The following is a 22903-nucleotide window of genomic DNA, read 5'->3' as shown; positions in this document are numbered from 1 at the left end:
GGGTGTATCTGGACGCCTGACGCTGCGGCTACAGCTACAGCTACAGCCAGCGCCAGATGCCCGCGGCCCAACCGGCGAGCGGGATATGTGCCCAGGTTGCTGCGAGCCAGACGACGAGGCCGCCCAAAAGCGCGTGCAAGCCGAACCCGCCGAGCCGCGCACGGCCAGCGGCAATCGCCGCGAACGGCAGATAACTCGTCTTGGACTCCCATGCGGGCCAGAGATCGGGCTGGAGCTGCTCCTTTTTCCGGTCCTGCAGCGCGGCGCCGACGAGCGCGAGGATGACCATAGCCGCTGCGATCATGATGTTCTTGGCCACCGGAAACACCGCGATGTGGCACAGCCCCCAAAGTGCGAACGACCACATCATTGGGTGGCGCGTCACCGCGAACACGCCGCGCGCTGCTTCCGGGAACGCGCCGAGCCGACCGCCGGTGGGAAGCGCCGGGTTGCGGATCAGCGAACCCATCAGGAGGACCGACGCGATCAGCATGACCGTGGTCACAGCCGCCCAGAGGCCGTTTCCTACCGGCCATAGTGGTGCCGTCAGGGGCGCCTTTCGGTATGCCAGGATCAGCCAGCCGAGCGTCAAGACTGCAATCAGCGAATAAACGCCCTGGAACCCGGCTTCGCCAAGTGCGCGGACCAAACCCCTGCGCAGCGGATGGGACAAGAGAAAGTGGCTGCCCACGAAGGCGACTGCCGCCACCGCAACTGCGTTGGTGCTTCCCATTGGCCCGGCTCCTCAAGTCATATCGTTGGCTGACCGTATTGCCCCATCGCAATTCAAGCCGCCATCGAGCAGTCGGGCATTTTGCCTTTGTTCCCTATGCGGCAGCCAGTATTGAAGATTACTACTTGGGTGTCGCGAAAGCCAACGCGGCCACCCCACCGTTTGGCTGCCTCCTACTCCCATTAAATATCAATCAATAAAATTGAACAAGTTATCCGACTAACTCATCACATCGTCAGCCGGCGCTGCCATAAAGTTCAACCCATGGACGGATCGACGCCAAAGACGACGTTCTAAATAATTCAACCAGATAGCCAAATAGCCAAGGAGAGAAATCATGACCAACGCCAAGCTCGAAGTCCTGACCCCGCAAAACAGCCAGCTGATCTTCATCGACCACCAGCCGCAGATGGCCTTCGGCGTGCAGTCGATGGACCGCCAGGCGATGAAGAACAACGCGGTGGGCCTGGCCAAGGCGGCCAGGATCTTCAATATTCCGACCACCATCACCACGGTGGAGAGCGAGTCTTTCTCCGGCTATACCTACCCCGAACTGCTTGACGTATTCCCCGGCCAGCAGACGCTGGAACGCACCTCGATGAACTCGTGGGATGACCAGAAGGTGCGCGACGCGCTGGCCGCCAACGGCCGCAAGAAGATCATCGTGGCCGGGTTGTGGACCGAGGTCTGCAACACCACCTTCGCGCTGTCGGCGATGCACGACAGCGACTACGAGATCTACATGGTGGCCGACGCTTCCGGCGGCACCAGCAAGGAAGCGCACGACTACGCCATGCAGCGCATGGTGCAGGCCGGCGTGGTGCCGGTGACCTGGCAGCAGGTGCTGCTCGAATGGCAGCGCGACTGGGCGCACCGCGACAGCTATGACGCCGTGATGCAGCTGGTCAAGGAACACTCGGGCGCCTACGGCATGGGCGTGGACTACGCCTACACCATGGTGCACAAGGCCGCGCAGCGCACCGCCACGCCGCACGCGTCGATCGCCCCGGTTCCGGCCCGCTGATATTCTCGGCCTGAACCCGCAGGGAAATTTCCCAGGCAGTCAGACTAGTGCTAAAGTTCCGAGCCATGCCACTTGGTATTACCTGGCGGCATCATGCAAAGTTGATATCGGGAGAGACTGCCTGGCCAAGCGCCGGGCAGCGCCGAAGGAGCAACCGCCCCGGAAACTCTCAGGCAAAAGGACCGGTATCACGTTTGAACTCTGAAGAACCCCGGCGCTCGTCAGCCGGCGGTACCGAAGGAGCAAGCGATCCCCGCCACCCCCAAAGTGGCGTATCGTGAATCTCTCAGGTCAAGGACAGAGGGGGCGTCTTTTGCGCATGCTGCGCAAGAGGCTCCCATCCGACGTCCTGGAACCATAGAGATGAAATCAATTGCCGTTATCGGTGGTGGCATCACCGGCGTGACCACTGCCTACGCGCTCGCCAAACGCGGTTTCTCGGTCACCCTGCTCGAAAAACACCGCTATGCCGCCATGGAAACCTCGTTCGCCAACGGCGGCCAGCTTTCCGCTTCCAACGCCGAAGTCTGGACACACTGGTCCACCATCCTCAAGGGCATCAAGTGGATGCTCAAGAGCGATGCGCCGCTGCTGGTCAACCCGCGCCCGAGCTGGCACAAGCTGTCCTGGTTCGCCGAGTTCATCGCCGCCATTCCCCATTACCGCAAGAACACCATCGAGACCACGCGCCTGGCGATTGCCGCGCGTGACCACCTGTTCTCCTGGGCGGCGGCCGAAGGCATCGATTTCGACCTGAAGAAGGAAGGCATCCTCCATATCTATCGCGACAAGGCGGGTTTCGAGCATGCAGGCAGGGTATCGAAGCTGCTGGCCGAGGGCGGGCTGGAGCGCCACGCGGTCACGCCGGAAGAAATGCGCGCCATCGAGCCGACCCTGGCCGGGCAGTACTACGGTGGCTATTTCACCCAGAGCGACTCTACTGGCGACATCCACAAGTTCACCAGCGGCATGGCCGCGGCTATCGACCGCCTGGGCGTGCGTTGCCTGTACAGCCAGGATGTCCAGTCGGTCAGCACTGACGGCCGGCAGGTCACCATCGTCAGCAGCGACGGCCAGCAGGCCGAATCGCGCGTGTTCGACGGCGTGGTCGTCTGTGCCGGCACCGCCAGCCGGGCGCTGGCGGCCAGCCTTGGCGATCGCGTCAACATCTATCCGGTCAAGGGCTATTCGATCACCGTCAACCTGAACGACGCGCAAAGCCAGGCGGCCGCGCCCGTCGTGAGCCTGCTCGACGACGAGACCAAGCTGGTCACCAGCCGCCTGGGCGTTGACCGCTTCCGCGTGGCGGGCACGGCGGAGTTCAATGGCTACAACCGCGACATCCGCGCCGACCGCATCCGTCCGCTGGTGGAGTGGGTCAACCAGTGCTTCCCCGGTGTCAGCACGCGCAGCGTGGTGCCCTGGGCCGGCCTGCGGCCGATGATGCCTACCATGCTGCCGCGCGTGGGCCGGGGCCGTGCGTCCTGCGTGTTCTACAACACCGGCCACGGCCACCTGGGATGGACGCTGTCGGCGGTCACTGCGGACATGATCGGCGATGTGGTGCAGCAAGCCATGGGCGCCAGGCGTGCGCATGGCGTGCAGGACTCGGTGGCGCTGGTGACTCCGTAAGGGGCCGGACGCGTTACGCGCCAAGCGCGGCCATATTCTCCACCCGCAAGGTCTGCGGGACCGACAGCGAGATATCGGCCGCGCGCAGCCGCTTCAGTATCTCGAACAGCAGGTCGCTCTTGGTCGCGGTGGCGATCCGCGGGCTGCCTACGTAGCCCGTCACGCTTAGCGTGATCCCGTTCGGCGCCAGCTGGCTGAACGTGACGGATGGCGCGGGCTTGTCGAGAATCGCTTCATTTTCCCGATAGGAGTCGAGCAGCAGTTCGCGCACCTGTTCAGGATCGATGTTCAACGGGAAGGTGAGCAGCAGCGTCGCGACGCCTTGCGTGCTGTTGCTCATCGTCACGTTGCGCAGGTTCTGCGAGATCAACTGCGAGTTGGGCACGATCACGGTCGAGCGGTCGCCCAGCAGGATCTCCGTCGCGCGCACGTTGATGCGCTTGATGTCGCCCTCCACGCCGCCGATGCTCACCATGTCGCCGACCTTCACCGGGCGCTCGGTCAGCAGGATGAGCCCCGACACGAAGTTCTTGACGATCTCCTGCAGGCCGAAGCCAATACCCACGGACAGCGCGCTGACGATCCAGGCCAGGTTTTCCCACCTGACGCCCAGCAGCGACAGCGTCAGCAATACGATCAGCACATAGCCGATGTTGCTGAACAGCGTGATGAGCGATGCGCGCAGGCCCGCTTCCATGCAGACCTTCGGCAAGAGTTCCGCGTCCAGCCAGCGCCGCACCGAGCGCAGCAGGTAGGTGCCGACCGAGAGCGCGATGACAGCGTTCAGGATGCGGTCGGGCATGATGTTGAGGCTGCGCAGCCGCTCGCCGCCTAGCATCGTCAGCAGGCTGTTGAGCAGGTCGCTCGGCGTGGTGCCGAAGCCGCCGGTCAGCAGCGCGATGACGGCCACCAGGAGCAGCAGGCTGGTGCCGATCCCCGAGAGCACCGTCGACGCCTGCGCGAGATGGCTGTCCCCGAGTCCGAATAACTGCTTGATGACCTTGCCGCTTGGATGGTGCGCGCTGAACACGCTTTCGCAGACGTCGCGGGTCAGTTGCGTCAACAGGTACAGGCTGCACAGGACGATGTCGATCCAGACAAGCTCGTAGGTCAGGAAGCGCGCGAACGTGATGTAGCCGATCAGCAGCGCCATCAGCGAGGCGACGACCGTCACCGTTACGCCAGCGTGGATCAGGCCGGCAAAGGTGGAGCGCGATTCAGGCCGCTCGCCCGCAGCGGCGAGCTTCGTGCGCACGCGGTTGGCGCGCAGCAGCGCCGCGCCGATTGTCAGCACCACCACAAGCGACACCAGGCCGCGGCCTAGCAAGGTCACCTGCAGGCTTGTGTCCGCGGTCCGGTTGAGTTGCTCGAGTGTGCCGGCGATCAGCAGCAGGCCCGCGAGGACACTAGGGAACGGACGCATCGCCAGCGCGACCTTGTCGGCGAGCGCAGGCACGCGCCATGAGGGATGGCGCGTGCACAGCAATGCCCGTCCCAGGCCCGCGATCAGCGCGCTTGTCAGCGTCAGCTTGCCGAGTTCGCTGATCAGGTCCTGCACCTGAGCTGGCAATTCGTAGTGCGGGGCGAAAGCAAAACACACAATCTGTACCGCGATGGCGGTTGCCGCAACCGTCGCGAGTGCCGTTGCAAGCGCGAGTGCGCTGCGCCGCAGCCGGCTCTCGGGCAAACGGGTCAGACAGAACCATGCCAGCGCCCGCTCGATCAGCCGCCGGCCGATGGTCCAGGCGCCGATCGCAAGCAGCAGAAGCAGGGCGGTGATTGCCTGCCGCCCGGGCTGCCAGGCCAGGTCCCACAACGGGGTAACTTGCCCCATGAACGCGTTTAGCCGCTGCTGGTCCTCCTGGCTTGGCGCGAACAACGGCTCCCAGAATGCCATGCTGAGAATGCTGGCCGAGCGCAGCGCGAGCTGGTTCTTCAAGCGGCTGCGCTGCAGCTTGGCGATCTGCTCGGTCAGGTTGGTGACATTGCCCTTGACCTCGGCCGCTTGCTTCAGTCCGCTGTCCAGTTGCGCCTTGCGCGCGTTCAGGTCTGCCCTCTGCTGTGCGACTGCAGCGGCCTCCGGTGTGGTGCCGGCGGCGGGTGGCGGCCCGAGCACGTCGAGCTGTGCCTGCAACTGCGCACGCTGGGGCGTGAGCGCCGCGCTCAGCTTGTCGACGTCGCCTGCCAACTGGTGGATGGCGTCATCCAGCCCTTCGAGCTGCGTGCCGCTGGTGGGCGACGATGCCAGTTGCTTGATGCGGTCCTGCTCGGTCTGGAGCCGTTTCAGCTCGGCAACGGCATCCGCGCGCGATGGCGGCCTGGTCGCGGGAGCATCCGCATTCGCGGTGGTGTCGGCGGCTGCCGCGGCCGGAAGCGCTGTGGGGATCAGGTGCAATAGCGCAACCAGCACAAGGCTCAGCGCGAGCCTGGGGAGTTTGCTCATAGAAAGAGATAGATCCTTACTGATCGGCTTGCCGGGCCGGCAATCGCGCAGGTTCGCGTGGATTGCCATGGCTCGTCAGACGGTCGATGACCGGCGGGCGACGATCAGGATGTTGGGCGGCCGCGCGGCGATCGAGATGGGAGTCGATCGGAGCGCCAGGGGCGATCTTGCCGGCGTGTGCTCTATAGTCCGTCGGACTATTGGCGATGCCGCGTGATTGGCACGCCGCTTGATACGGGAGAATTGCCTGAAAGAGTTTGAATTATACAGAAGGCATCGCGCGCCCTTGGTTTTCAGCAGGCAACAGGCGCTTGCGTCACTCGACCTGTACCATCCAAGGTTTCACGCGAGCTGCATGCAAGCTCTGCTATTCTTGGTCAGCCGCGGCTGCCGCGGCGTGGGTTTTCATGGTGGTGGTTTATTCCCGTGTGAGATCATGTCCGTCAACGCCAATGCCTCCATCTCGCTCGCAGCCCCTGTATCGATTGACGCATTCGGGTGCGCCGCGGAAAAGCTCTCCAAGGATCAGAAGCTCGCCGGCAGCGAGATCCAGTTTTTCCGCAAAAGCTCGCCGGGCGAGAAGGCGAGCCAGGTTATCACTTCGGCGTCGAATCGTGGCTTTCTGGTCGGGGTTTCGCTGTGCACCGGACATCGCCGCCGGGTGTTTCATGAGCGCCGCGCGAGTACCCACGAATTTGAAAGGAACTCCATCTATATCCGGAATTTCTTTGAAGACTATAAAGCCGATTTTTATGGTTATTTCGATTTCATCCTGCTGGAGATTTCCCGCACCTTTATCGAGCGCACCAGCGCGGAACTAGGCCGCTCGCGCATCCTGGGGCTGCGCAGCGCGGCGGGAGAGCAAGACCAGGTACTGGCGCATCTCGCCCAGGCGGCGGCGCCGGCGCTGAGCCACCCCGGGATGGCCAGCAAGCTGTTCGTCGATCAGCTGGGCTTCACCATCGGGACCTATCTCGTCGAGCACTATGGGAATGGATCCGTCGCGACGCCCAAGACAAACCGGTTGCTGTCGCAACGCAGCGTGGCGATGGCCAAGGAAATGCTGATCGCCAAGATCGATGGCGATCTGTCCATTGCGGACGTCGCCGACGCCTGCAACCTGTCGCGTAGCCATTTCACCCGTGCCTTCCGGGATACGACTGGCCAGACACCCTATCAGTGGCTGGCGGCCCAGCGCCTGGAGCGCGCCCGCGGGCTCCTGCGCGAATCAGGACTCTCCCTGGCGGAAGTGGCCGTGGCTTGTGGCTTCTCCGATCAAAGCCATTTCACCCGCGTGTTCTCGCAAGCGGTCGGCGTCTCTCCCGGCAACTGGCGCCGCAGGGTTCACGCCTGACGCGCTGGGCGCAAGGCCAATGCGTCGGCGCCGATGCTAGCCGGTGCCGAGGCACAAAACAATTGTCCCTTGGTATGGGTAGACGGCGCCCGCTGTGCTCCACACAATGCGGCTGTGCCACTGTTGGCATTACCACCGTCAGTGCCTGAGCAACTTGCGACCAAGCCATGAATGACTCTCAAGCCGGCACTGCCGGCACGCCTGCCGCCGAGCGCGGCAGCGCCGGTGCAGCCGGCTCGCCGTGGAGCCCGCTGCGGCACCGCACTTTCCGGATGCTATGGATCGCCACGGTGGCGTCCAATGTGGGCACCTGGATGAACGACGTGGGTGCCAGCTGGCTGATGACCTCGCTCGATCCCGATCCCCTGATGGTCGCCCTGGTGCAGGCAGCGGGCAGCCTGCCGATGTTCCTGTTCGCCCTGCCGTCCGGGGTGCTGGCCGATATCGTCGACCGGCGCAAGTACCTGATCTTCGCGCAGCTTTGGACGCTGGTCGTGGCGACCACGCTGGGTGTGCTTGCGCTTACCGGCCTGGTCAACGCCCATGTGCTGCTGCTTGCCGCGTTTTTGCTGAGTACCGGCGCGGCGATGAGCTCGCCGCCGTTCCAGGCCATCGTGCCGGATCTGGTCGACAAGGCGGACTTGCCGCCGGCCATTGCGCTGAACTCCCTGGGGATCAACATCAGCCGTGCGATCGGCCCTGCGCTGGGCGGCTTGATCCTGTCGTTCTCCGGGCCCGCGGTGGTCTTTCTGCTCAACGCGCTGTCGGTGCTGGGCGTGACGCTGGTGCTGTATCGGTGGAAGGCCGAGCCCGCCCGGCGGAACCTGCCGTCCGAGCATTTCTTTTCGGCCGTGCGTGCCGGCCTGCGGTACGTGGAGGCCGCGCCGCTGCTGCGGGTCGTGCTGGTCAGGGCGGTCGCGTTCTTTCTCTTCGGCAGTGCCGGCTGGGCGCTGCTTCCGCTGGTGGCCAGGCGGGAACTGGGCCTCGGTCCGGGCGGATATGGCTTGCTGCTGGCCAGCATCGGCCTGGGCGCCGTCGGTGGCGCCCTTGTGCTCCCCAAGCTGCGCGGCCGGGTCTGCGCTGATCGCATGGTGGTGCTGGCAAGCCTGCTGTTCGCGCTGAGCTTGCTCGCGCTGGCCTATGTGCGGCATTTCTGGCTGCTGGCAGCCGCACTGCTGTTTGCCGGGCTGGCTTGGATCGCGGTATTGTCCACGCTCAATGTGGCCGCCCAGCGCAGCGCCGCGGGCTGGGTCAAGGCACGCGCGCTGGCGGCTTACCTGACCGTGTTCTTCGGCGCCATGACTGCGGGGAGCGCGCTATGGGGCAAAGCCGCCGCGCTGCTGGGCATTCCCGTCGCCCTGGTGCTGGCGGCAGCGGGGCTGGTCCTTGCATGCGCCACTGCACTGCGGTGGCGACTGGGCATCTCGCCGGAACTGGACCTGGCGCCTTCAGGTTTTCTGCACCCGGGTGCACTGGACGTGGCCCACGACCGTGGGCCGGTGATGATCTGCGTGGAGTACGAGGTTGCGCGCGAGGATACGGCAGCGTTCGCCAAGGCCGTGCAGGAGATGCGCCGGATTCGTCGTCGCAGCGGTGCGCTGTCCTGGGGTGCCTACGAGGACCTGGCCGCGCCCGGACGCTTTATCGAGACCTTCCTGGTGGAGTCGTGGCTGGAGCATCTGCGCCAGCACGAGCGCCACACCATGAACGACAAACTGATCCAGACGCGTGTGCATCGCTTTCACCGCGGTGCCGCGCCGCCCGTCGTGCGCCACCTGGCAGCACCGGACGGCAGCTGACCACACCTGCGCCGGATCAGGGCGGGGTGGCGTCCAGGCGCGGCAGCAGTTGCCTGGACAGCGCCAGGATCAGCAGGATCACGAGCACGCCGCTGATGGCGAACAAGGCCGGAATGCCGGCCGTGTCCACCAGGCGCGCGGCCAGCAGCACGCCAAGGCCCTGGCCGGCGAACAGGCAGAACGCAAACAGGGCGACGGCGTTCGCGCGTTGCGAAGGCGCCATCTGCGTGGCGGCGGTTTGCATTGCATTCAGGACGATGTAGTAGCCACAGCCCGCGCACAGGCACCCCGCGGCGATCCAGAGCCAGTGTTGCCCAAGCGCAATGCAGGCCATCCCCACGCCAAGCAGCGCGGCCGCCAGCCTGGCCAGGCGCTGCCGTCCCATCCTGCGAATCAGCGCCGGCGCGAAGCCGGCGTACAGCAGCCCGCCTATGCCGTGCATCGACGTGATGGCGCCGGCCGCTGCCAGGGACAAGGCAAAGCGGAGCTTGAGGTAGGTCGGCACAAAGGCGAACACGCTCGGGCAGAGCAAGCCCAGCAGCAAGGTCATGCCGAGTACCCGGCGCACCCATGCGGATTTCAGCAGGGTTGCTGGCCCCGGCCGCGGGCCGGGTGCCCCGCGCTGCCAATAGCCGGCCGTTTCATCGCGGCGTGCCAGGCTGGCCAGGATCGCGGCCACGCAGGCGAAGCCGGCCGCCAGCAGCGCGAAGGCGGCACGCCAGCCCAGCGCATCGGCGACGAGCCCGGATACCCATTGGCCGGTCATCAGTCCGCAGATCGTGGCCACCGAATAGCGCGCGAGCAGGCTCTGCCGCGAGACCAGTGGTTCGGTGTCGCCGAGGCGCGCCAGGCAGATCGGGATGACGCCCGCGGCTGCGGCGCCGGCCATGGCGCGCAGCACCACCAGCCATTCGAAGCCTGGCGCCAGCGACTGGCTGAAATTGGCAACGGCGCAGGCCAGCAAGGCAGCCGCGATGACACGCAGCTTGCCGTAGCGCTCGGCCAGGGGCCCGTAGATCAGCTGGAATGCGGCGTAGGCCAGCATGAAGCTTGTCACCGCCACACCGGTCTTTCCCGCGGAGATCCCAAAATCGCGAGACAAGGCCGGCAGCAGCGTGTCGGCAGCCCGGATGGAGGCGGCGGCAAAGAAGCCGCTCAGGCCCAGGGCAAGCCGCTCGCGGCGCATGCCGAGTCCCAGGGGCATCACGCTTTCGGACATCGTCTTCAGTCCCCTGGCTGCGGCCCGGAATTCGCGCTTCGCGCCAGCACGTTCCCGATGCAACGGATGATGTCAGCTTCCATGAACGGTTTGCTGAGAAAACAGACAGCGCCGATCGCCTCGGCGCGTTGCCGGTAGCGCTCCTCGGGGAAGGCCGTCATGAAAATCACTGGCGTGGAAAACCCGCGTGCGCGGAGGTGTTCGCAAAGCGCGAAGCCGTTCATCGCGGGCATCTGCACGTCGGCGACCAGGCAGGAAATGGCATCGATGGTGTTTGACTGAAGCAGATCGTTCCCGCTCGCATAAAGCTCGACGCTCATGTTGAAGGAGCGGAGCAGGCTTCCCAGGGCTTGTCGGACAGCAGCATCGTCGTCGACGATGGCGATCACCGGGGTAGCTATCACACGATGTTCCTCCTTTTGTCATGAGCGGTGACGAAGCGGTCGGAGGCCCCCATCGCTTGCTACGAGGATATCGCGCTGTCGCACTCAGTGGAATCATACGGTGGTATTGTCGGCATCGGTCAGGGATTCCCCCCGGGCGCGCAGGGGAGGGCGGTCCGGCCGCGCCGTCCCCACCGTGCTTTCAGGCCAGGCCTGGTCCGCGCGGGCAAGGCCTGACGAGGCCGGGGGTAACACCAAAGTATGAGACGGCGACACCGGCGCACGCCTCCTCTACAGCGGATTGCTCCTCCTGGGCGCAATATACTCTGAGATTCCCAGCTTTCATGATGCGGTCCCAGGTCCGATGAATTCGTTGCGCAGCTATAAGCTCGAGTATTTGCTGGACGGTGAGATCGCGCTGCTTCGCGGGACCGCCGCCGGATGCTCGCCCGTGCTGCTTTCGCTCGCCGGCCCGGCTGCCAGCGCGGCTGGCGTACGGCGACGCCTCGAGCACGAATACACCTTGCGGGACCTGCTGCGATCCGATTGGGCAGCGGTCCCGGTGGCATTGATCCGCTATGACCGCAGGCCGGCCCTGCTCGCGGCCGACGAGGGAGGCTTGCCGCTGGCCCAGATGCTTGGCCAGCCGTTCCCGCTGGATGCCTTCCTGGAAATCGCAATCGCCGTGTCCGCCGCGATCGCGGCCATGCACGAATCTGGCATCGTCCACCGGGACATCAAGCCTGCGCATCTCCTTGTCGCACCGAACCGGGAACGGGCCTGGATTACCGGGTTCGGTATCGCCACCGTCGCATCGTCCGGCACTTTGCCAGCCGCGGAACCCCAGATGCTGGCGGGAACCCTGGCCTACATGGCGCCCGAGCAGGCCGCCAGGGGCGAGTCGGCGGTCGACGCACGGGCGGACCTCTACGCGCTGGGCGTGATCCTGTATCAGATGCTTACGGGTGTCCTGCCGCTCGAAGCCAGCGAGCCGGTCGGCTGGGTGCACAGCCATTTCGCAAGACTGCCGGTGGCGCCGTGCGAGCGCAACGACGCCGTTGCGCCAGTGTTGTCGGCCATGGTGATGCGGTTGCTGGCCAAGGCGCCCGAGGAACGCTACCCCAGCGCGAGCGCGCTTGCCAGCGAACTGCGGCGGTGCCTTGCGGCGTGGCGCAACCAGGGCAGCCTGGATCTGGTCGCGAGCGCTCCATTGCCTGACTCGCCGGATATCCAGGGCGATGCGCCGGGTTTGCTTGCCGAGGGCCTGCAGCGACTACCGCCAGAAACAGGCGCCTTGCTGACGGCCCTGTCTTGCCTGGGCAGCACGGTGCCGGCGGCAACAGCGGCTCAGGCGCTGGGTGTCAGCGAGGCACGCCTTGGCGGCCTGTTGGCCGAAGCCGTGGCCGGGGGCTACATCGTGGTCGGCGACGCCTGCTATCACTTCGCCCACGAACGGGTCCAGGAGGCGGCCTATGCCTTGATCCCGGCAGCTGATCGCCCGGCCTTGCACCTGCGGCTTGGCCGCCGGCTGGCGCAGCGGGTGGAGCACGGTGACAACAGCGGTGACAACAGCGGTGACAACAGCGGTGACATCGGCGGTGACATCGGCGAAGGCAGCCGCGACGGCGGCGTCTTCTGCGCGGTTGATCAGTTCAACCGGGCAGTCGGCATCCACCTCGATGGCGGCGAGCGGCTCCAGGTTGCCCAACTGAGCCTGGAGGCCGCACTTCGCGCGATGAAGACAACCGCCTACGACCGCGCCAGTGCCTATTTTTCCGCCGGCGAGCGATGGCTGCCAGACGGGGCATGGGAGACCCATCACGCATTGGCGCTGGCGTTGGCGATGGGGCGCGCCGAGTGCGAATTCGTTGGTGGCCGGCTCGGCGCTGCCGCGGCCAGTTTGCTGGACCTGAGCGCCAGGACGCGGACACCCTATGACCTGGCGGCGGTCACGCGGCTGCAAGTGGCGGTGCATACGGCGCTTGACCAGTCCGACCACGCCGTCCGGCTGGGGCTGGGGTTCATCCGCACGATGGGCCTGGACTTCCGGCCCGGCGCGCGGGGGCAGGTGGAGGAGGAGTACCAGCGCTTGCTTGCATTGCTGGGCGATCGGCCGGTCGAGTCGCTGGCCAGCTTGCCGCGCATGCATAGCCCGGTGTGGCGCGCCACGCTCAGCGTCTTGGCCGAGGTGATGTCGCCCGCGTCGTTCATGGACCGGAACCTGCGCGACCTGATACCGCTCTGGATGGTGCTCATCAGCCTGGAGCATGGCAACGACGAAGCCTCCTGCATTGCCTACGTTCACCTTGGCATGACGATCGGGCCACGCCGTGGCGACTACGGGCTGGGTTATCGCCTGGGCCAGGCCGGCCTGGCGCTGGTCGCGCAGGAGGGCATGGGCCGCTTTCGCGCCAAGGTCCATATGTGCTTTGGCGCGTTGCTGCTGCCGTGGACCCAGCCCATCCGCGGTGGGCGCGAACTGATCGAGCGCAGTTTCGAAGAGGGCCGGCAGACGGGGGATTTCAATTTCGCTGCCTACAGCCGCAACCAGCTGGTGACCCATCTGCTGGCTTGCGCGGAGCCGCTGGCCGACGTGGAGGCGAAGATCGAGGCTGGCTTGGCTTTCGCCCGCTCGCTGGGCCTGGGGCGGGTCGTCGACATCCTGAGCGCGCAGGCCAGGTATGTTGCGGTGCTGCGGGGCAGGGCCGCGGGCTGGATGGCGCTGGACGCCAGCGAGCCGGGGCTGCCGGAAGCCGAGGCAAGACTGCAGGCCGACCCCCGCCTCGCCGTCGCCGCCTGCTGCTACTGGATTCGCAAGCTGCAGGCCTGCTTCGCCGCGGACGACTATCGGGGGGCGCTGGACGCGGCGGGCAAGGCGGAGCCGCTGCTTTGGACCGCCCCGTATTTCCTGGAGATCGCGGACTATCATTTTTTCGCGGCGCTCACGCTGGCCTGGGCGCCGGTGTTCCCGGGCCACACAACCGGCCACACATCTGGCCACGCGCCTGGCAGCGCGCACGCGGCGGCCTTCAGGCGCCATCACGACCAGCTGAGCGCCTGGGCACGGGAGAATCCCGCCAACTTCGGCGCGCGCGCGGGCATCCTGTCGGCCGAAGCCTTGCGCATGGCGCGGGAGCCCTTGCAGGCCATGCGGCAGTACGAACAAGCGGCCCGCCAGGCGAGAGAGCGGGACCAGGTTCATGACGAGGCCCTGGCCTACGATCTTTGCGCGCGCTGCTGTTTCGAACAGGGCCTGGCGGCGCCGGCAATGGCTTACCTGCGCAAGGCACGCGATGCCTATGGCAACTGGGGCGCCGACGGCCAGGTGCGCAAGCTGGAGGCGCGCGCTCGCGCCCATGACGGCACGGATCTGGACACGGGCCGCGCGGCCATCGAACAAGCCGGCGTGGCGGCCCTTCAGCCCGCTACTTACATCGGCCCAGCCTCCCAGCTGGACCTCGACACCGCCATCAGGGCGACGCAGACGCTGGCCGGCGAGATACAGCTCGACCGCCTGATCAACACGCTGCTGACAACCACCCTTCAGCAGGCGGCCGCGCAGCGGGCGCTGCTGTTTCTCCGGCAGGACGGTGCACTGCGCTTGGCCGCGCAAGCCCGCACCGAGCGATCCGGCATCGTGGTCGACCTGGATCCGGCCGGTGCCGTGCCCTATCCCCGTGCCATCGTCGACGCGGCGCTCACGACCCGCGCGGATTTTGTCCTCGACAATGCCAGGACGCATGCGAAGTTCGGGCAGGATCCGGACGTCCGGGCGCGCAGCGTGCGCTCGGTGGCCTGCCTGGCGTTGGCAAAGCAGGCCGAGCTGATCGGCGTGCTTTACCTGGAGAATAATCTGGCAGATGCGTTGTTCACCGGCCGGCGAATCAACCTGCTGGCCATGCTGGCCTCCCAGGCGGCCATCTCGCTGGAGAATGCCAGGCTGTATGCCGAGTTGCTGCGCCAGAACCAGGAGCGCCAGCGGGCACAAGCCGAACTGGCGCACGTCTCCCGTGTCACCACGCTTGGCGAGCTGGCGGCATCGATCGCACACGAGGTCAATCAGCCGCTGACCGGTATCGTCACCTATGGCGGCGCGTGCCTGCGCTGGATCAACCGTCCTGAACCCAATCTCGATGAAGCGCGTCATGCGGTGGAGAACATGATCGCGGAAGGACTGCGCGCAAGCGAGGTGATCCGGCGCATCCGGGCGCTCGCGCGCAAGGGGGAGTCTCGTCGCTTGCCGTTGCAGCTGAGCGACCTTGCGGCCGAGACCGTAGCCATGGTGAAGCACCAGGCCGAGGCTCACGCCATCGTCATTGCCCAGGACTGCGTGGCCGGGCTGCCGCAAGTGCTCGGCGACCGCATCCAGTTGCAGCAGGTGATCATCAACCTGCTTGTCAATGCCATCCAGGCAATGTCATGCCGCCGCCCGGGGCGCCGTCACCTTCGTGTCACCACGGCGGCGCCAGCCGAGGGCCAGGTACTGTTGCGCGTGGAGGATACCGGCCCGGGTATCGAGGCGGGAAAGCTGGACAAGCTGTTCGAGGCTTTCTACACCACGCGCGAGCAAGGGCTGGGCATGGGCCTGTCGATCTGCCGATCGATCGTCGAAGCGCATGGTGGGTCCATATGGGCCGAGTCTCCCGTGCGCTCCGCGGCGCAAAGCGGCCAGCATCCGGCAGGCCCTGGCGCGGCCTTCTCCTTTACCTTGCCTGTGCCGCAACCACAGCCGTGACCTCTCTTAAAGTGATCGCAGTTCAACTTGGAATGTGAGGTGCGCGCTAATCAGCCACAGTAGACAAAAGCCGGCACAAATTGACAATATGCCGGCAAGGCAAAAGCGTACAGTGCCCGCGGGGAAGCCACACGGCGACACTGCCCCGCGCAGCCCGACACAACGATTGACGTTGTCCGCGTTCTTGCTGGTGCCTTTGAAGCTGACTGGAGAAACTGACCGTGACAATTCAAAGCCTGGAGCCTGTCGAAACGATTACCCCGGACGAAGGGTTGGTGCTGGTCGTCGACGACGACGCGCTGCTGCGCGGTGCGCTGGGCAACCTGTTTCGCTCGGTCGGCATGCGTGCCGCGCTGTTCGGCTCGGCCGCGGAATTGCTTGAATACCGGTTGCCAGAGGCACCTTGCTGCCTGGTGCTCGACGTCAGGCTGCGCGGCCAGAGCGGACTGGACCTGCAGGCGCACCTGGGGCAATTGGGCATCTGTGTCCCGATCATCTTCATGACAGGCTATGGCGATATTGCCATGACCGTGGCAGCGATGAAGGCTGGCGCGGAAGACTTCATGGCCAAGCCGTTTCGCGATCAGGACCTGCTCGATGCGGTCTCGGCGGCGCTCGAGAAAGACCGCCGGCGACGCGAGGGAATGCGCAGGGCCCAGGGGCTTCGCAGCAGTTTCGAGACACTGACGCCGCGCGAGTCGGAGGTGATGGCACTGGCCGCATCCGGGCTGATGAACAAGCAGATTGCCAGCCGCATCGGCATTAGCGAGGTGACGGTAAAGATCCACCGCGGGCAGGCCATGCGCAAGATGAAGGCGCGCACGTTTGCCGATCTCGTGCTGATGGCCCAGCAACTTGGCGTCTGCCACGTCGCGTGCTAGCCGCGCAGTATAGCCACGCCTGCACATCCACACGCCTCGCGCCGGGACGCCTGCCTCGCCTACAATTTGTTCTGCATGGCTGCAATGGCCCAATCAGAAAACGAAGCAAGGCGAGGCAAAGCAAGATGATGGACTTCAGTTTGACGCCCGTTCAACGGGAGCTGCAGGAGCGCACCCGCCAGTTCATTGCGGACCAGGTCATGCCGATGGAGCGCGATCCGCGGCAAACGGCGCACGGCCCCACCGAGGATCTGCGCGCGGACCTGGTGGACAAGGCAAGGGCGGTGGGCTTGCTGACACCCCACGCCAGCACGCAGGCCGGAGGCCTCGGGCTTTCGCACCGGGACAAGGCCATTGTCTTTGAAGAGGCGGGCTACTCGCCGCTGGGGCCGATCGCGATGAATATCCATGCGCCGGACGAAGGCAATATCCACCTGATGGAGCTGGTCGCCACGCCGGAGCAGAAGGCGCGCTGGCTGCATCCCCTGATCCTTGGGCACACGCGCTCGTGCTTTTGCATGACCGAGCCGGCGCCAGGCGCGGGGGCCGATCCGTCGATGCTGCAAACCACGGCGGTGCGCGATGGGGATCATTTCGTGATCACGGGCAGGAAGTGGTTTATCACGGGCGCCACCGGCGCCACCTTCGCCATCATCATGGCGCGGATGGAAGACGGCACCGCCACCATGTTCCTCGCTGACATGAACCAGGCCGGTGTCGAGATCGAGCGGCAGATGGACGCGCTCGATACGTGCTTCACGGGTGGGCATGCCGTGGTGCGCTTCGATGGCCTGCGCGTTCCCGAGCGCGACGTGCTCGGCAAGCTTGGGGAAGGATTCCGCTACGCGCAGCTGCGCCTGGCCCCGGCGCGGCTGACGCACTGCATGCGCTGGCTCGGGGCGGCCCGGCGCGCGCATGACATTGCGGTCAACTATGCGCGGCAGCGCCTTGCGTTTGGCCGGACCCTGGTGGAGCATGAGGGCGTGGGGTTCATGCTGGCCGACAACGAAATGGATATGCACACCGCGCGCCTGACCATCTGGCACTGCGCCTGGGTGCTGGACCAGGGCGAGAAGGGGCGCGACGAGTCTAGCCTGGCCAAGGTGTACTGCTCGGAGGCGTTGTGGCGGGTGGTGGATCGTTCCGTGCAGGTGCTTGGTGGTAGCGGGGTGACGGACGAAACCATTGTCGCGCGCATCTTCCGCGACATGCGCGCCTTCCGGATCTACGATGGTCCCTCCGAGGTGCATCGCTGGAGCATGGCCAAGCGGATAGCGCGGGGCTGAGGCGGTTTCAGCGCGCAGGGTCGAACATTGATGCAGTGATGTGTCTTCACCAAAGGAGGTACGCTCGCCGTGGACAATTCCTTCCACCATTTTTCCGAGTTGTTTGCGCAACTCGGCCTGCCCGCCGACGATCAGGCGATCCGTGAATTCCTGGCCGCGCATTCTCCCCTGGCCCCCGATGTCGTGCTTGCGGACGCCCCGTTCTGGACGCCCGCGCAGGCCACGTTGCTGCGGGAGGAAATCCTGGAAGATGCTGACTGGGCGGAAGTGGTTGACCAGCTGAATGCGGCGCTGCGGGTGCCAGGCTAACGCCCCGGCGGAATTCGACTCTGCTCTGCTCCAAATAGCGTACTTCTGCTCCTGTTCTGCATTGTTGCGGTGCGGCAACATCCCCTGGACGCGCGTCATTGTCGACGCCAGGGGAAACCGCCGCAGCCATGAAGTACCAGTTATTTGTATTGGCCGGATGTCCGGCCTGCACCGCGCTTGAACTGTGCATGCGAGACGCCGGTCTCGCCTATGACCGCATCGTGCTGGCGTCGCCACGCCACGCTGCCGATGTGCTGGTTCTGCTTTCCGAATCCGATCCGCGTTGTCCGGCTTTGAGCATGGGCGAGCAAAGCGCAAGCGGCCTCGCGGCTTGCCTTGCGCTTCTCGGCCAGGGGCATCCCGAAGGTGTCTCGCTTGCACCGCCGGCTTTCACCGCCGCGGGCAAGGAACTGATGGATGGCGTGCTTAGTGGGCGTGTGCTGACGGCCAGGAATGAGCGGGCGTTCCTGCTCGCGCTCGGTGCGTTGCGTGCTGCCGTCCACGCATGGGGCTGTGCGATGCCGGCGGTGCTGCGCCGCATCGGCCTGTTCGTGCCTTACCTGGACCTGAGAATCGCGGATGGCCTGTCTGGCGGGAAATTCAGGCTTGCCGGTGAGTTCGGCGCTGACGAAAGCGCGCTGGCGTCCATGGCCAATCGCTTGCCGGCCGGGTTTGAAGACGCCTACCTGGACCGTCTCAGAAGGGGCCGGAGCTGGGTCTATTGGGAAGGGGGCGCCAGCATGCTTGGCGACCGGACCACGCGGTTTCAGAACATCCGCCACTGGCCCGCGGCCAGCCGCACGGCGGCCGCCGGCAGCCTGCTTTTCTAGTCGTTCTATCTAGTCATTCGCAAGCACGCCGCCTGACGGCGGCGCGTGGCCGGCCCCCGCCGAGGGGGCGGCCACGCCATGGTGCCCTTGGCGGCCGTGGTGCTAGTCGCGCAGACGCGCGCGTTCCGGCGACATATCCATCGGCATCATGTTGACGTTCGCGTTATGCATGACCCACAGCGAGCCTGCCACGATGATGGCGATCAGCACCCCGGTGCACACGAAGATTGCCGTGTTCATGCGCTGGTCCGCGGACGTCCCGATGTGCAGGAAAAACACCAGCTGCACCACCAGCTGCGCAACGCAAAGCACCACGATGGCGGCAAGGCCCATGCCCTTGGGCACGAACCCGCCCATCACCGCGCCGAACGACGCGAGGGTGAGCACCAGCGACAGCGCAAAGCCGATCGCATAGCCTTTCAGGCTGCCGTGCGCGGCATGTGCCGCGGATCCTGTGTGGAGATGGGCGGTCTTCATACAAACTCTCGCAGATAGACAAAGGTGAACACGCAGATCCAGATCAGGTCCAGGAAGTGCCAGAACAGGCTGAGGCAGGCCAGGCGGCGCCGGGTCACGCCATCCAGGCCGAAGGACTTGACCTGGTGCATCATGACCAGGATCCACAGCAGGCCGCAACTCACGTGCAGGCCGTGGGTGCCCACCAGGGAGAAGTAGGCAGACAGGAACGCGCTGACGCCCGGCCCCGCGCCGGCATGCAGCAGCTCGGCAAACTCATACAGCTCCATGGCGATGAAGGCCGCGCCAAGGAGGAACGTGATGCCCAGCCATTGGATGACCTGGCGCTCCCGCCCGGGCTGCATGTTCAGCATGGCCACGCCGAAGGTGAAGCTGCTGATCAGCAGCAGCATGGTTTCGCCGAGCACGAACGGCAGCTCGAACAGCTCCCGGCCGCTCGGGCCGCCTGCCGTATTGCCGGCGAGCACCCCGAAGGTGGCGAACAGCACGGCGAAGATCAGGCAGTCGCTCATCAGGTAGATCCAGAACCCCAGTGTGGTCTTGGATCCGTCGTCGTGTGCGACGTGCTCGTGCGTGTTGTGAATGACTGTGTAGCTCATGGGTCAAGCCGCCTTGCGTAGCTGCGCATAGCGCGCGTTTTCGATGCGTTCGACTTCGGCCGCCGGGACGTAGTAGTCCACGTCGCGGTTGTAGGTCCGTGCGATGAAGGTGCCGATCACACCCAGCAGGCCAAGGCCCGCGATTGCCCACATGTGCCAGACGAGCGCGAAGCAGAGCACCAGGCCGAACGCCGACACGATCACGCCCGCGCTGGTGTTCCTGGGCATATGGATGTCCTCGTAGTGGGCTGGCCGCACATAGGCGCGCCCCGCCTCCTTGTCATCCCAGTGCTGTTCCAGCGAGGTGATGTGCGGCACATGGGCGAAGTTGTAGAAGGGGGCCGGCGATGCGGTGGCCCACTCCAGGCTGCGGCCATCCCACGGGTCGCCGGTGAGGTCGGGGTTTTGCTTGCGGTCGCGCACGCTCACGGCCAGCTGGATGAGCAGGGCGACGATGCCGGCGCCGATGATCACGGCGCCGCACAGCGCCACGATCAGGTAGGGCTGCCAGTCGGCGTGCGTGTAGTGGTTCATCCGGCGGGTCATGCCCTTGAAGCCGAGCACGTAGAGCGGCATGAAGGCCAGGTAGAAGCCCACCAGCCAGCACCAGAACGAGATCTTGCCCCAGCGCTCGTTCAGGGTGAAGCCGAACACCTTGGGGAACCAGAAGCTCATGGCGGCCAGGCAGCCGAAGATGACGCCGCCAATGATCACGTTGTGGAAGTGCGCGACCAGGAACAGGCTGTTATGCAGCAAGAAGTCCGCGCCGGGCACGGCCAGCAGCACGCCCGTCATGCCGCCGATGGCAAAGGTCACCATGAAGCCGATCGTCCACAGCGTGGACGAGTGGTAGCGGATGCGGCCGCGATACATCGTGAACAGCCAGTTGAACAGCTTCACGCCCGTCGGGATCGAGATGATGGTTGTCATGATCCCGAAGAAGGCATTGACGTTCGCGCCGGAACCCATCGTGAAGAAGTGGTGCAGCCAGACGAAGAACGACAGGATGCCGATGGACGAGGTGGCGTACACCATCGACTTGTAGCCGAACAGCGGCTTGCCGGAGAACGTGGAGATGATCTCCGAGAAGGCTCCGAAGCACGGCAGGATGAGGATGTAGACCTCCGGGTGTCCCCAGACCCAGATCAGGTTGACGTACATCATGGCGTTGCCGCCAAGCTCATTGGTAAAGAAGTGCATGCCCAGGTAGCGGTCGGCGGTGAGCAGCGCGAGCGTGGCGGTCAGCACCGGGAACACGGCAACGATCAGGATGTTGGTGATCAGCGCGGTCCAGGTGAACACCGGCATCTTCATCAGCGTCAGGCCCGGGGCACGCATGCGCAGGATGGTGACGATGAAGTTGATCCCGGTGAGCGTGGTTCCCAGGCCCGATATCTGTAGTGACCATATGTAGTAGTCCACCCCCACCGTCGGGCTATATCCCAGCTCGGACAACGGTGGATAGGCGACCCAGCCCGTGGCGGCAAAGTCGCCGACGAACATCGACATCATCACCAGCACCGCGCCCGCTGCCGCCAGCCAGAAGCTGAGCGAGTTGACGAACGGATAGGCTACGTCGCGCGCGCCGATCTGCAGCGGCACGATGACGTTCATCAAGCCGAGGATGAACGGCGTTGCCACGAAGAAGATCATGATCACGCCGTGGGCGGTGAAGATCTGGTCGTAGTGGTGTGGAGGCAGGTAGCCGGCCGCATCGCCCACAGCGATCGCCTGCTGCGCGCGCATCATGATGGCGTCGGCAAAGCCGCGCAGCAGCATGACCAGCGCCATGATGATGTACATCACGCCGATGCGCTTGTGGTCGACCGAGCAGATCCACTCGGTCCACAGGTATTTCCATTTGCCGAAGTAGGTCACGGCGCCGAGCAGCGCGACGCCGCCCAGAATGACGGCGGCCAGCGTACCCATGATGATGGGCTCATGGTACGGAATCGCCTCGAGGTTCAGTTTGCCGAACATGGATCAGTGCTCCGTGGCCGCGGCGCGGTGGCGTTGTGTGTGTGGCATGCAGTGCATGTGTTTCGGATTCATTGGCTTCATCAGTTGATGGCCAGCGGGGGGCTTTGGGCTGTGCATACGTCGCCAAGCGCATCACCACGCGTATTACCAAGCGTATTGCCGCGCATATCGCTATGCATGTACTTGTTGACGATGTTCTGGAACAGGCCGGGCGCAACGCCCGCGTAGACCGTCGCCGGCTCCTTGGTGCTCGGCAGCTCCAGCGTCTTGTAGGCCTTCTCGTCCAGCGTCAGCGGCGACTGCCTGGCCTGCCGTACCCACGCGTCGAACGCCTCGCGCGAGGTGGCCACGGTGTCGAAATGCATGTCGGAGAAGCCGGGGCCGCTGTAGGCCGCGGACATGCCCGCGTAGGTGCCGGGCGTGTCGGCGATCAGGTGCAGCTTGGTCTGCATGCCGGCCATGGCATAGACCATGCTGCCGAGCTGCGGGATGAACAGGGAGTTCATCATCGATTCCGCGGTGATGCTGAAATTGATCGGCGTATCGACCGGGATGGGCAGCCGGTTGACCGAGGCGATGCCGTAGTCCGGGTAGATGAACAGCCATTTCCAGTTCAGCGCCACGGCTTCGACGCGGATGGGCTTGACGGTCGACTCCAGCGGCTTGTAGGGGTCCAGCGAATGCGTGGTGTTCCAGATCAGCACCGCCAGGCCGGCCACAATCACGCACGGGATGGTCCAGATGACCACCTCGATCCGCGTGGAGTGCGCCCACTTGGGCGCATACGTTGCCTTGGTGTTGGAGGCGCGATACCGCCAGCCGAAATACAGCGTCAGGAAAATGACGGGCACGACGACCAGCAGCATGATGAACAGCGAGACCAGGATCAGCGTCTTTTCCTGGTGCCCGATGTCGCCCTTCGGGGATAGCAGCTCCAGCTGGCAGCCACTGAGAAGGAGCATCGCTGCTCCACCGAGGAACAGTCCCGCATGGCGGAACCCTCCCTTGCAAGCATTCAGCCAGGCGCTGGATTCTCGCCGGACAGCAGCGTCTGCCCCGGCATTTGAGTTACGCATAAGACACACCTTAGTTATGCATCACATAACCGGCGCGCGCGTCGGGACTGCCTGCCACGGCACGCTGGAAACCATCGCGAGAGAGGGGATTCCGCCGGACTGGCGGGAAACGCATACAAAGCGTTAAATGTATGGATTTGTGT

General features: G+C 65.1%; 17 protein-coding genes and 1 riboswitch. Of the genes, 9 read left to right on the top strand and 8 right to left on the bottom strand.

The features are described 5' to 3' along the window. Positions 1-40 precede the first annotated feature (40 nt). Positions 41-733 (bottom strand): NnrU family protein, encoded by a 693-nt coding sequence (locus tag AC1RQC_RS10175; RefSeq protein ID WP_492831745.1) that lies wholly within the window; start codon positions 731-733, stop codon positions 41-43. 337 nt (positions 734-1070) lie between these two features. Here AC1RQC_RS10175 and AC1RQC_RS10170 point away from each other — a divergent pair, with 337 nt between their 5' ends. Continuing rightward, positions 1071-1757, top strand: coding sequence for a hydrolase (locus tag AC1RQC_RS10170; RefSeq protein WP_492375745.1), 687 nt, complete (start codon positions 1071-1073; stop codon positions 1755-1757). Between the two features lie 98 nt (positions 1758-1855). Beyond that, positions 1856-1952, top strand: a riboswitch (glycine riboswitch). A gap of 168 nt (positions 1953-2120) precedes the next feature. Beyond that, positions 2121-3389 carry a D-amino acid dehydrogenase gene (locus tag AC1RQC_RS10165; RefSeq protein ID WP_492375744.1) on the top strand — a complete coding sequence of 423 codons (1269 nt, stop codon included), beginning with the start codon at positions 2121-2123 and terminating at the stop codon, positions 3387-3389. Between the two features lie 13 nt (positions 3390-3402). Here the strand turns inward: AC1RQC_RS10165 and AC1RQC_RS10160 are convergent, their stop codons facing one another. Next, entirely contained in the window at positions 3403-5832 is a 2430-nt protein-coding gene (locus AC1RQC_RS10160; RefSeq protein ID WP_492831488.1) for a DUF3772 domain-containing protein, read from the bottom strand. Between the two features lie 355 nt (positions 5833-6187). Between AC1RQC_RS10160 and AC1RQC_RS10155 the strand changes: the two genes are divergently transcribed. Together AC1RQC_RS10155 and AC1RQC_RS10150 are read left to right on the top strand one after the other, a co-directional pair. Next, positions 6188-7186 carry a helix-turn-helix domain-containing protein gene (locus tag AC1RQC_RS10155; RefSeq protein WP_492375742.1) on the top strand — a complete coding sequence of 333 codons (999 nt, stop codon included), beginning with the start codon at positions 6188-6190 and terminating at the stop codon, positions 7184-7186. A gap of 167 nt (positions 7187-7353) precedes the next feature. Continuing rightward, the gene (locus AC1RQC_RS10150) at positions 7354-8985 is read left to right on the top strand and encodes an MFS transporter (RefSeq protein WP_492883154.1); all 1632 of its coding nucleotides are present in this window, start codon (positions 7354-7356) and stop codon (positions 8983-8985) included. A 16-nt stretch (positions 8986-9001) separates the two neighbouring features. Here AC1RQC_RS10150 and AC1RQC_RS10145 read toward each other — a convergent pair whose 3' ends face one another. Then, positions 9002-10189, bottom strand: a complete 1188-nt coding sequence (locus AC1RQC_RS10145; RefSeq protein ID WP_492813205.1) for an MFS transporter — start codon at positions 10187-10189, stop codon at positions 9002-9004. Positions 10190-10209: 20 nt separating this feature from the next. Further along, positions 10210-10593 (bottom strand): response regulator transcription factor, encoded by a 384-nt coding sequence (locus tag AC1RQC_RS10140; protein WP_492883152.1) that lies wholly within the window; start codon positions 10591-10593, stop codon positions 10210-10212. A gap of 358 nt (positions 10594-10951) precedes the next feature. Between AC1RQC_RS10140 and AC1RQC_RS10135 the strand changes: the two genes are divergently transcribed. The 5 genes from AC1RQC_RS10135 (at position 10952) to AC1RQC_RS10115 (ending at position 18628) form a co-directional block, all read left to right on the top strand. Beyond that, the gene (locus tag AC1RQC_RS10135) at positions 10952-15322 is read left to right on the top strand and encodes an ATP-binding protein (protein WP_492883150.1); all 4371 of its coding nucleotides are present in this window, start codon (positions 10952-10954) and stop codon (positions 15320-15322) included. Positions 15323-15543: 221 nt separating this feature from the next. Beyond that, a complete protein-coding gene (locus AC1RQC_RS10130) occupies positions 15544-16203 on the top strand; it encodes a response regulator transcription factor (RefSeq protein WP_492375737.1) in 660 nt (219 codons plus the stop codon). A 128-nt stretch (positions 16204-16331) separates the two neighbouring features. Continuing rightward, positions 16332-17489, top strand: a complete 1158-nt coding sequence (locus AC1RQC_RS10125; RefSeq protein WP_492375756.1) for an acyl-CoA dehydrogenase family protein — start codon at positions 16332-16334, stop codon at positions 17487-17489. A gap of 69 nt (positions 17490-17558) precedes the next feature. Then, positions 17559-17798 (top strand): DUF2789 domain-containing protein, encoded by a 240-nt coding sequence (locus AC1RQC_RS10120; RefSeq protein WP_492375736.1) that lies wholly within the window; start codon positions 17559-17561, stop codon positions 17796-17798. A 188-nt stretch (positions 17799-17986) separates the two neighbouring features. Then, positions 17987-18628, top strand: a complete 642-nt coding sequence (locus AC1RQC_RS10115; protein WP_492883148.1) for a hypothetical protein — start codon at positions 17987-17989, stop codon at positions 18626-18628. Positions 18629-18730: 102 nt separating this feature from the next. On the opposite strand, the gene cyoD is transcribed toward AC1RQC_RS10115, so the two are convergent. From cyoD to cyoA, 4 genes are all read right to left on the bottom strand, one after another. Continuing rightward, positions 18731-19105 (bottom strand): cytochrome o ubiquinol oxidase subunit IV, encoded by a 375-nt coding sequence (cyoD, locus tag AC1RQC_RS10110; RefSeq protein WP_492831493.1) that lies wholly within the window; start codon positions 19103-19105, stop codon positions 18731-18733. Beyond that, positions 19102-19704: a cytochrome o ubiquinol oxidase subunit III gene (cyoC, locus tag AC1RQC_RS10105; RefSeq protein WP_043354234.1), complete on the bottom strand. Its 603-nt coding sequence runs from the start codon at positions 19702-19704 to the stop codon at positions 19102-19104. Before cyoC ends, cyoD begins: the two co-directional genes overlap by 4 nt. Positions 19705-19707: 3 nt before the next feature. Then, the gene (cyoB, locus tag AC1RQC_RS10100; protein WP_174425386.1) at positions 19708-21684 is read right to left on the bottom strand and encodes a cytochrome o ubiquinol oxidase subunit I; all 1977 of its coding nucleotides are present in this window, start codon (positions 21682-21684) and stop codon (positions 19708-19710) included. 80 nt (positions 21685-21764) lie between these two features. Beyond that, positions 21765-22646, bottom strand: coding sequence for a ubiquinol oxidase subunit II (gene cyoA, locus AC1RQC_RS10095; RefSeq protein ID WP_492374512.1), 882 nt, complete (start codon positions 22644-22646; stop codon positions 21765-21767). Positions 22647-22903 lie beyond the last annotated feature (257 nt).

It is taken from the genome of Cupriavidus sp. GW822-FHT03E04 (assembly GCF_058801495.1).
The sequence above is the reverse complement of the archived record's forward strand: the minus strand, read 5'-3'. Positions and strand labels throughout refer to the sequence as shown.

Coding starts and splice junctions, on each gene's coding strand:
- AC1RQC_RS10175 (WP_492831745.1), bottom strand. CDS start 733: ATGGGAAGCACCAACGCAGTTGCGGTGGCGGCAGTCGCCTTCGTGGGC.
- AC1RQC_RS10170 (WP_492375745.1), top strand. CDS start 1,071: ATGACCAACGCCAAGCTCGAAGTCCTGACCCCGCAAAACAGCCAGCTG.
- AC1RQC_RS10165 (WP_492375744.1), top strand. CDS start 2,121: ATGAAATCAATTGCCGTTATCGGTGGTGGCATCACCGGCGTGACCACT.
- AC1RQC_RS10160 (WP_492831488.1), bottom strand. CDS start 5,832: ATGAGCAAACTCCCCAGGCTCGCGCTGAGCCTTGTGCTGGTTGCGCTA.
- AC1RQC_RS10155 (WP_492375742.1), top strand. CDS start 6,188: ATGCAAGCTCTGCTATTCTTGGTCAGCCGCGGCTGCCGCGGCGTGGGT.
- AC1RQC_RS10150 (WP_492883154.1), top strand. CDS start 7,354: ATGAATGACTCTCAAGCCGGCACTGCCGGCACGCCTGCCGCCGAGCGC.
- AC1RQC_RS10145 (WP_492813205.1), bottom strand. CDS start 10,189: ATGCCCCTGGGACTCGGCATGCGCCGCGAGCGGCTTGCCCTGGGCCTG.
- AC1RQC_RS10135 (WP_492883150.1), top strand. CDS start 10,952: ATGAATTCGTTGCGCAGCTATAAGCTCGAGTATTTGCTGGACGGTGAG.
- AC1RQC_RS10125 (WP_492375756.1), top strand. CDS start 16,332: ATGGACTTCAGTTTGACGCCCGTTCAACGGGAGCTGCAGGAGCGCACC.
- AC1RQC_RS10115 (WP_492883148.1), top strand. CDS start 17,987: ATGCGAGACGCCGGTCTCGCCTATGACCGCATCGTGCTGGCGTCGCCA.
- cyoD (WP_492831493.1), bottom strand. CDS start 19,105: ATGAAGACCGCCCATCTCCACACAGGATCCGCGGCACATGCCGCGCAC.
- cyoC (WP_043354234.1), bottom strand. CDS start 19,704: ATGAGCTACACAGTCATTCACAACACGCACGAGCACGTCGCACACGAC.
- cyoB (WP_174425386.1), bottom strand. CDS start 21,684: ATGTTCGGCAAACTGAACCTCGAGGCGATTCCGTACCATGAGCCCATC.
- cyoA (WP_492374512.1), bottom strand. CDS start 22,646: ATGCTCCTTCTCAGTGGCTGCCAGCTGGAGCTGCTATCCCCGAAGGGC.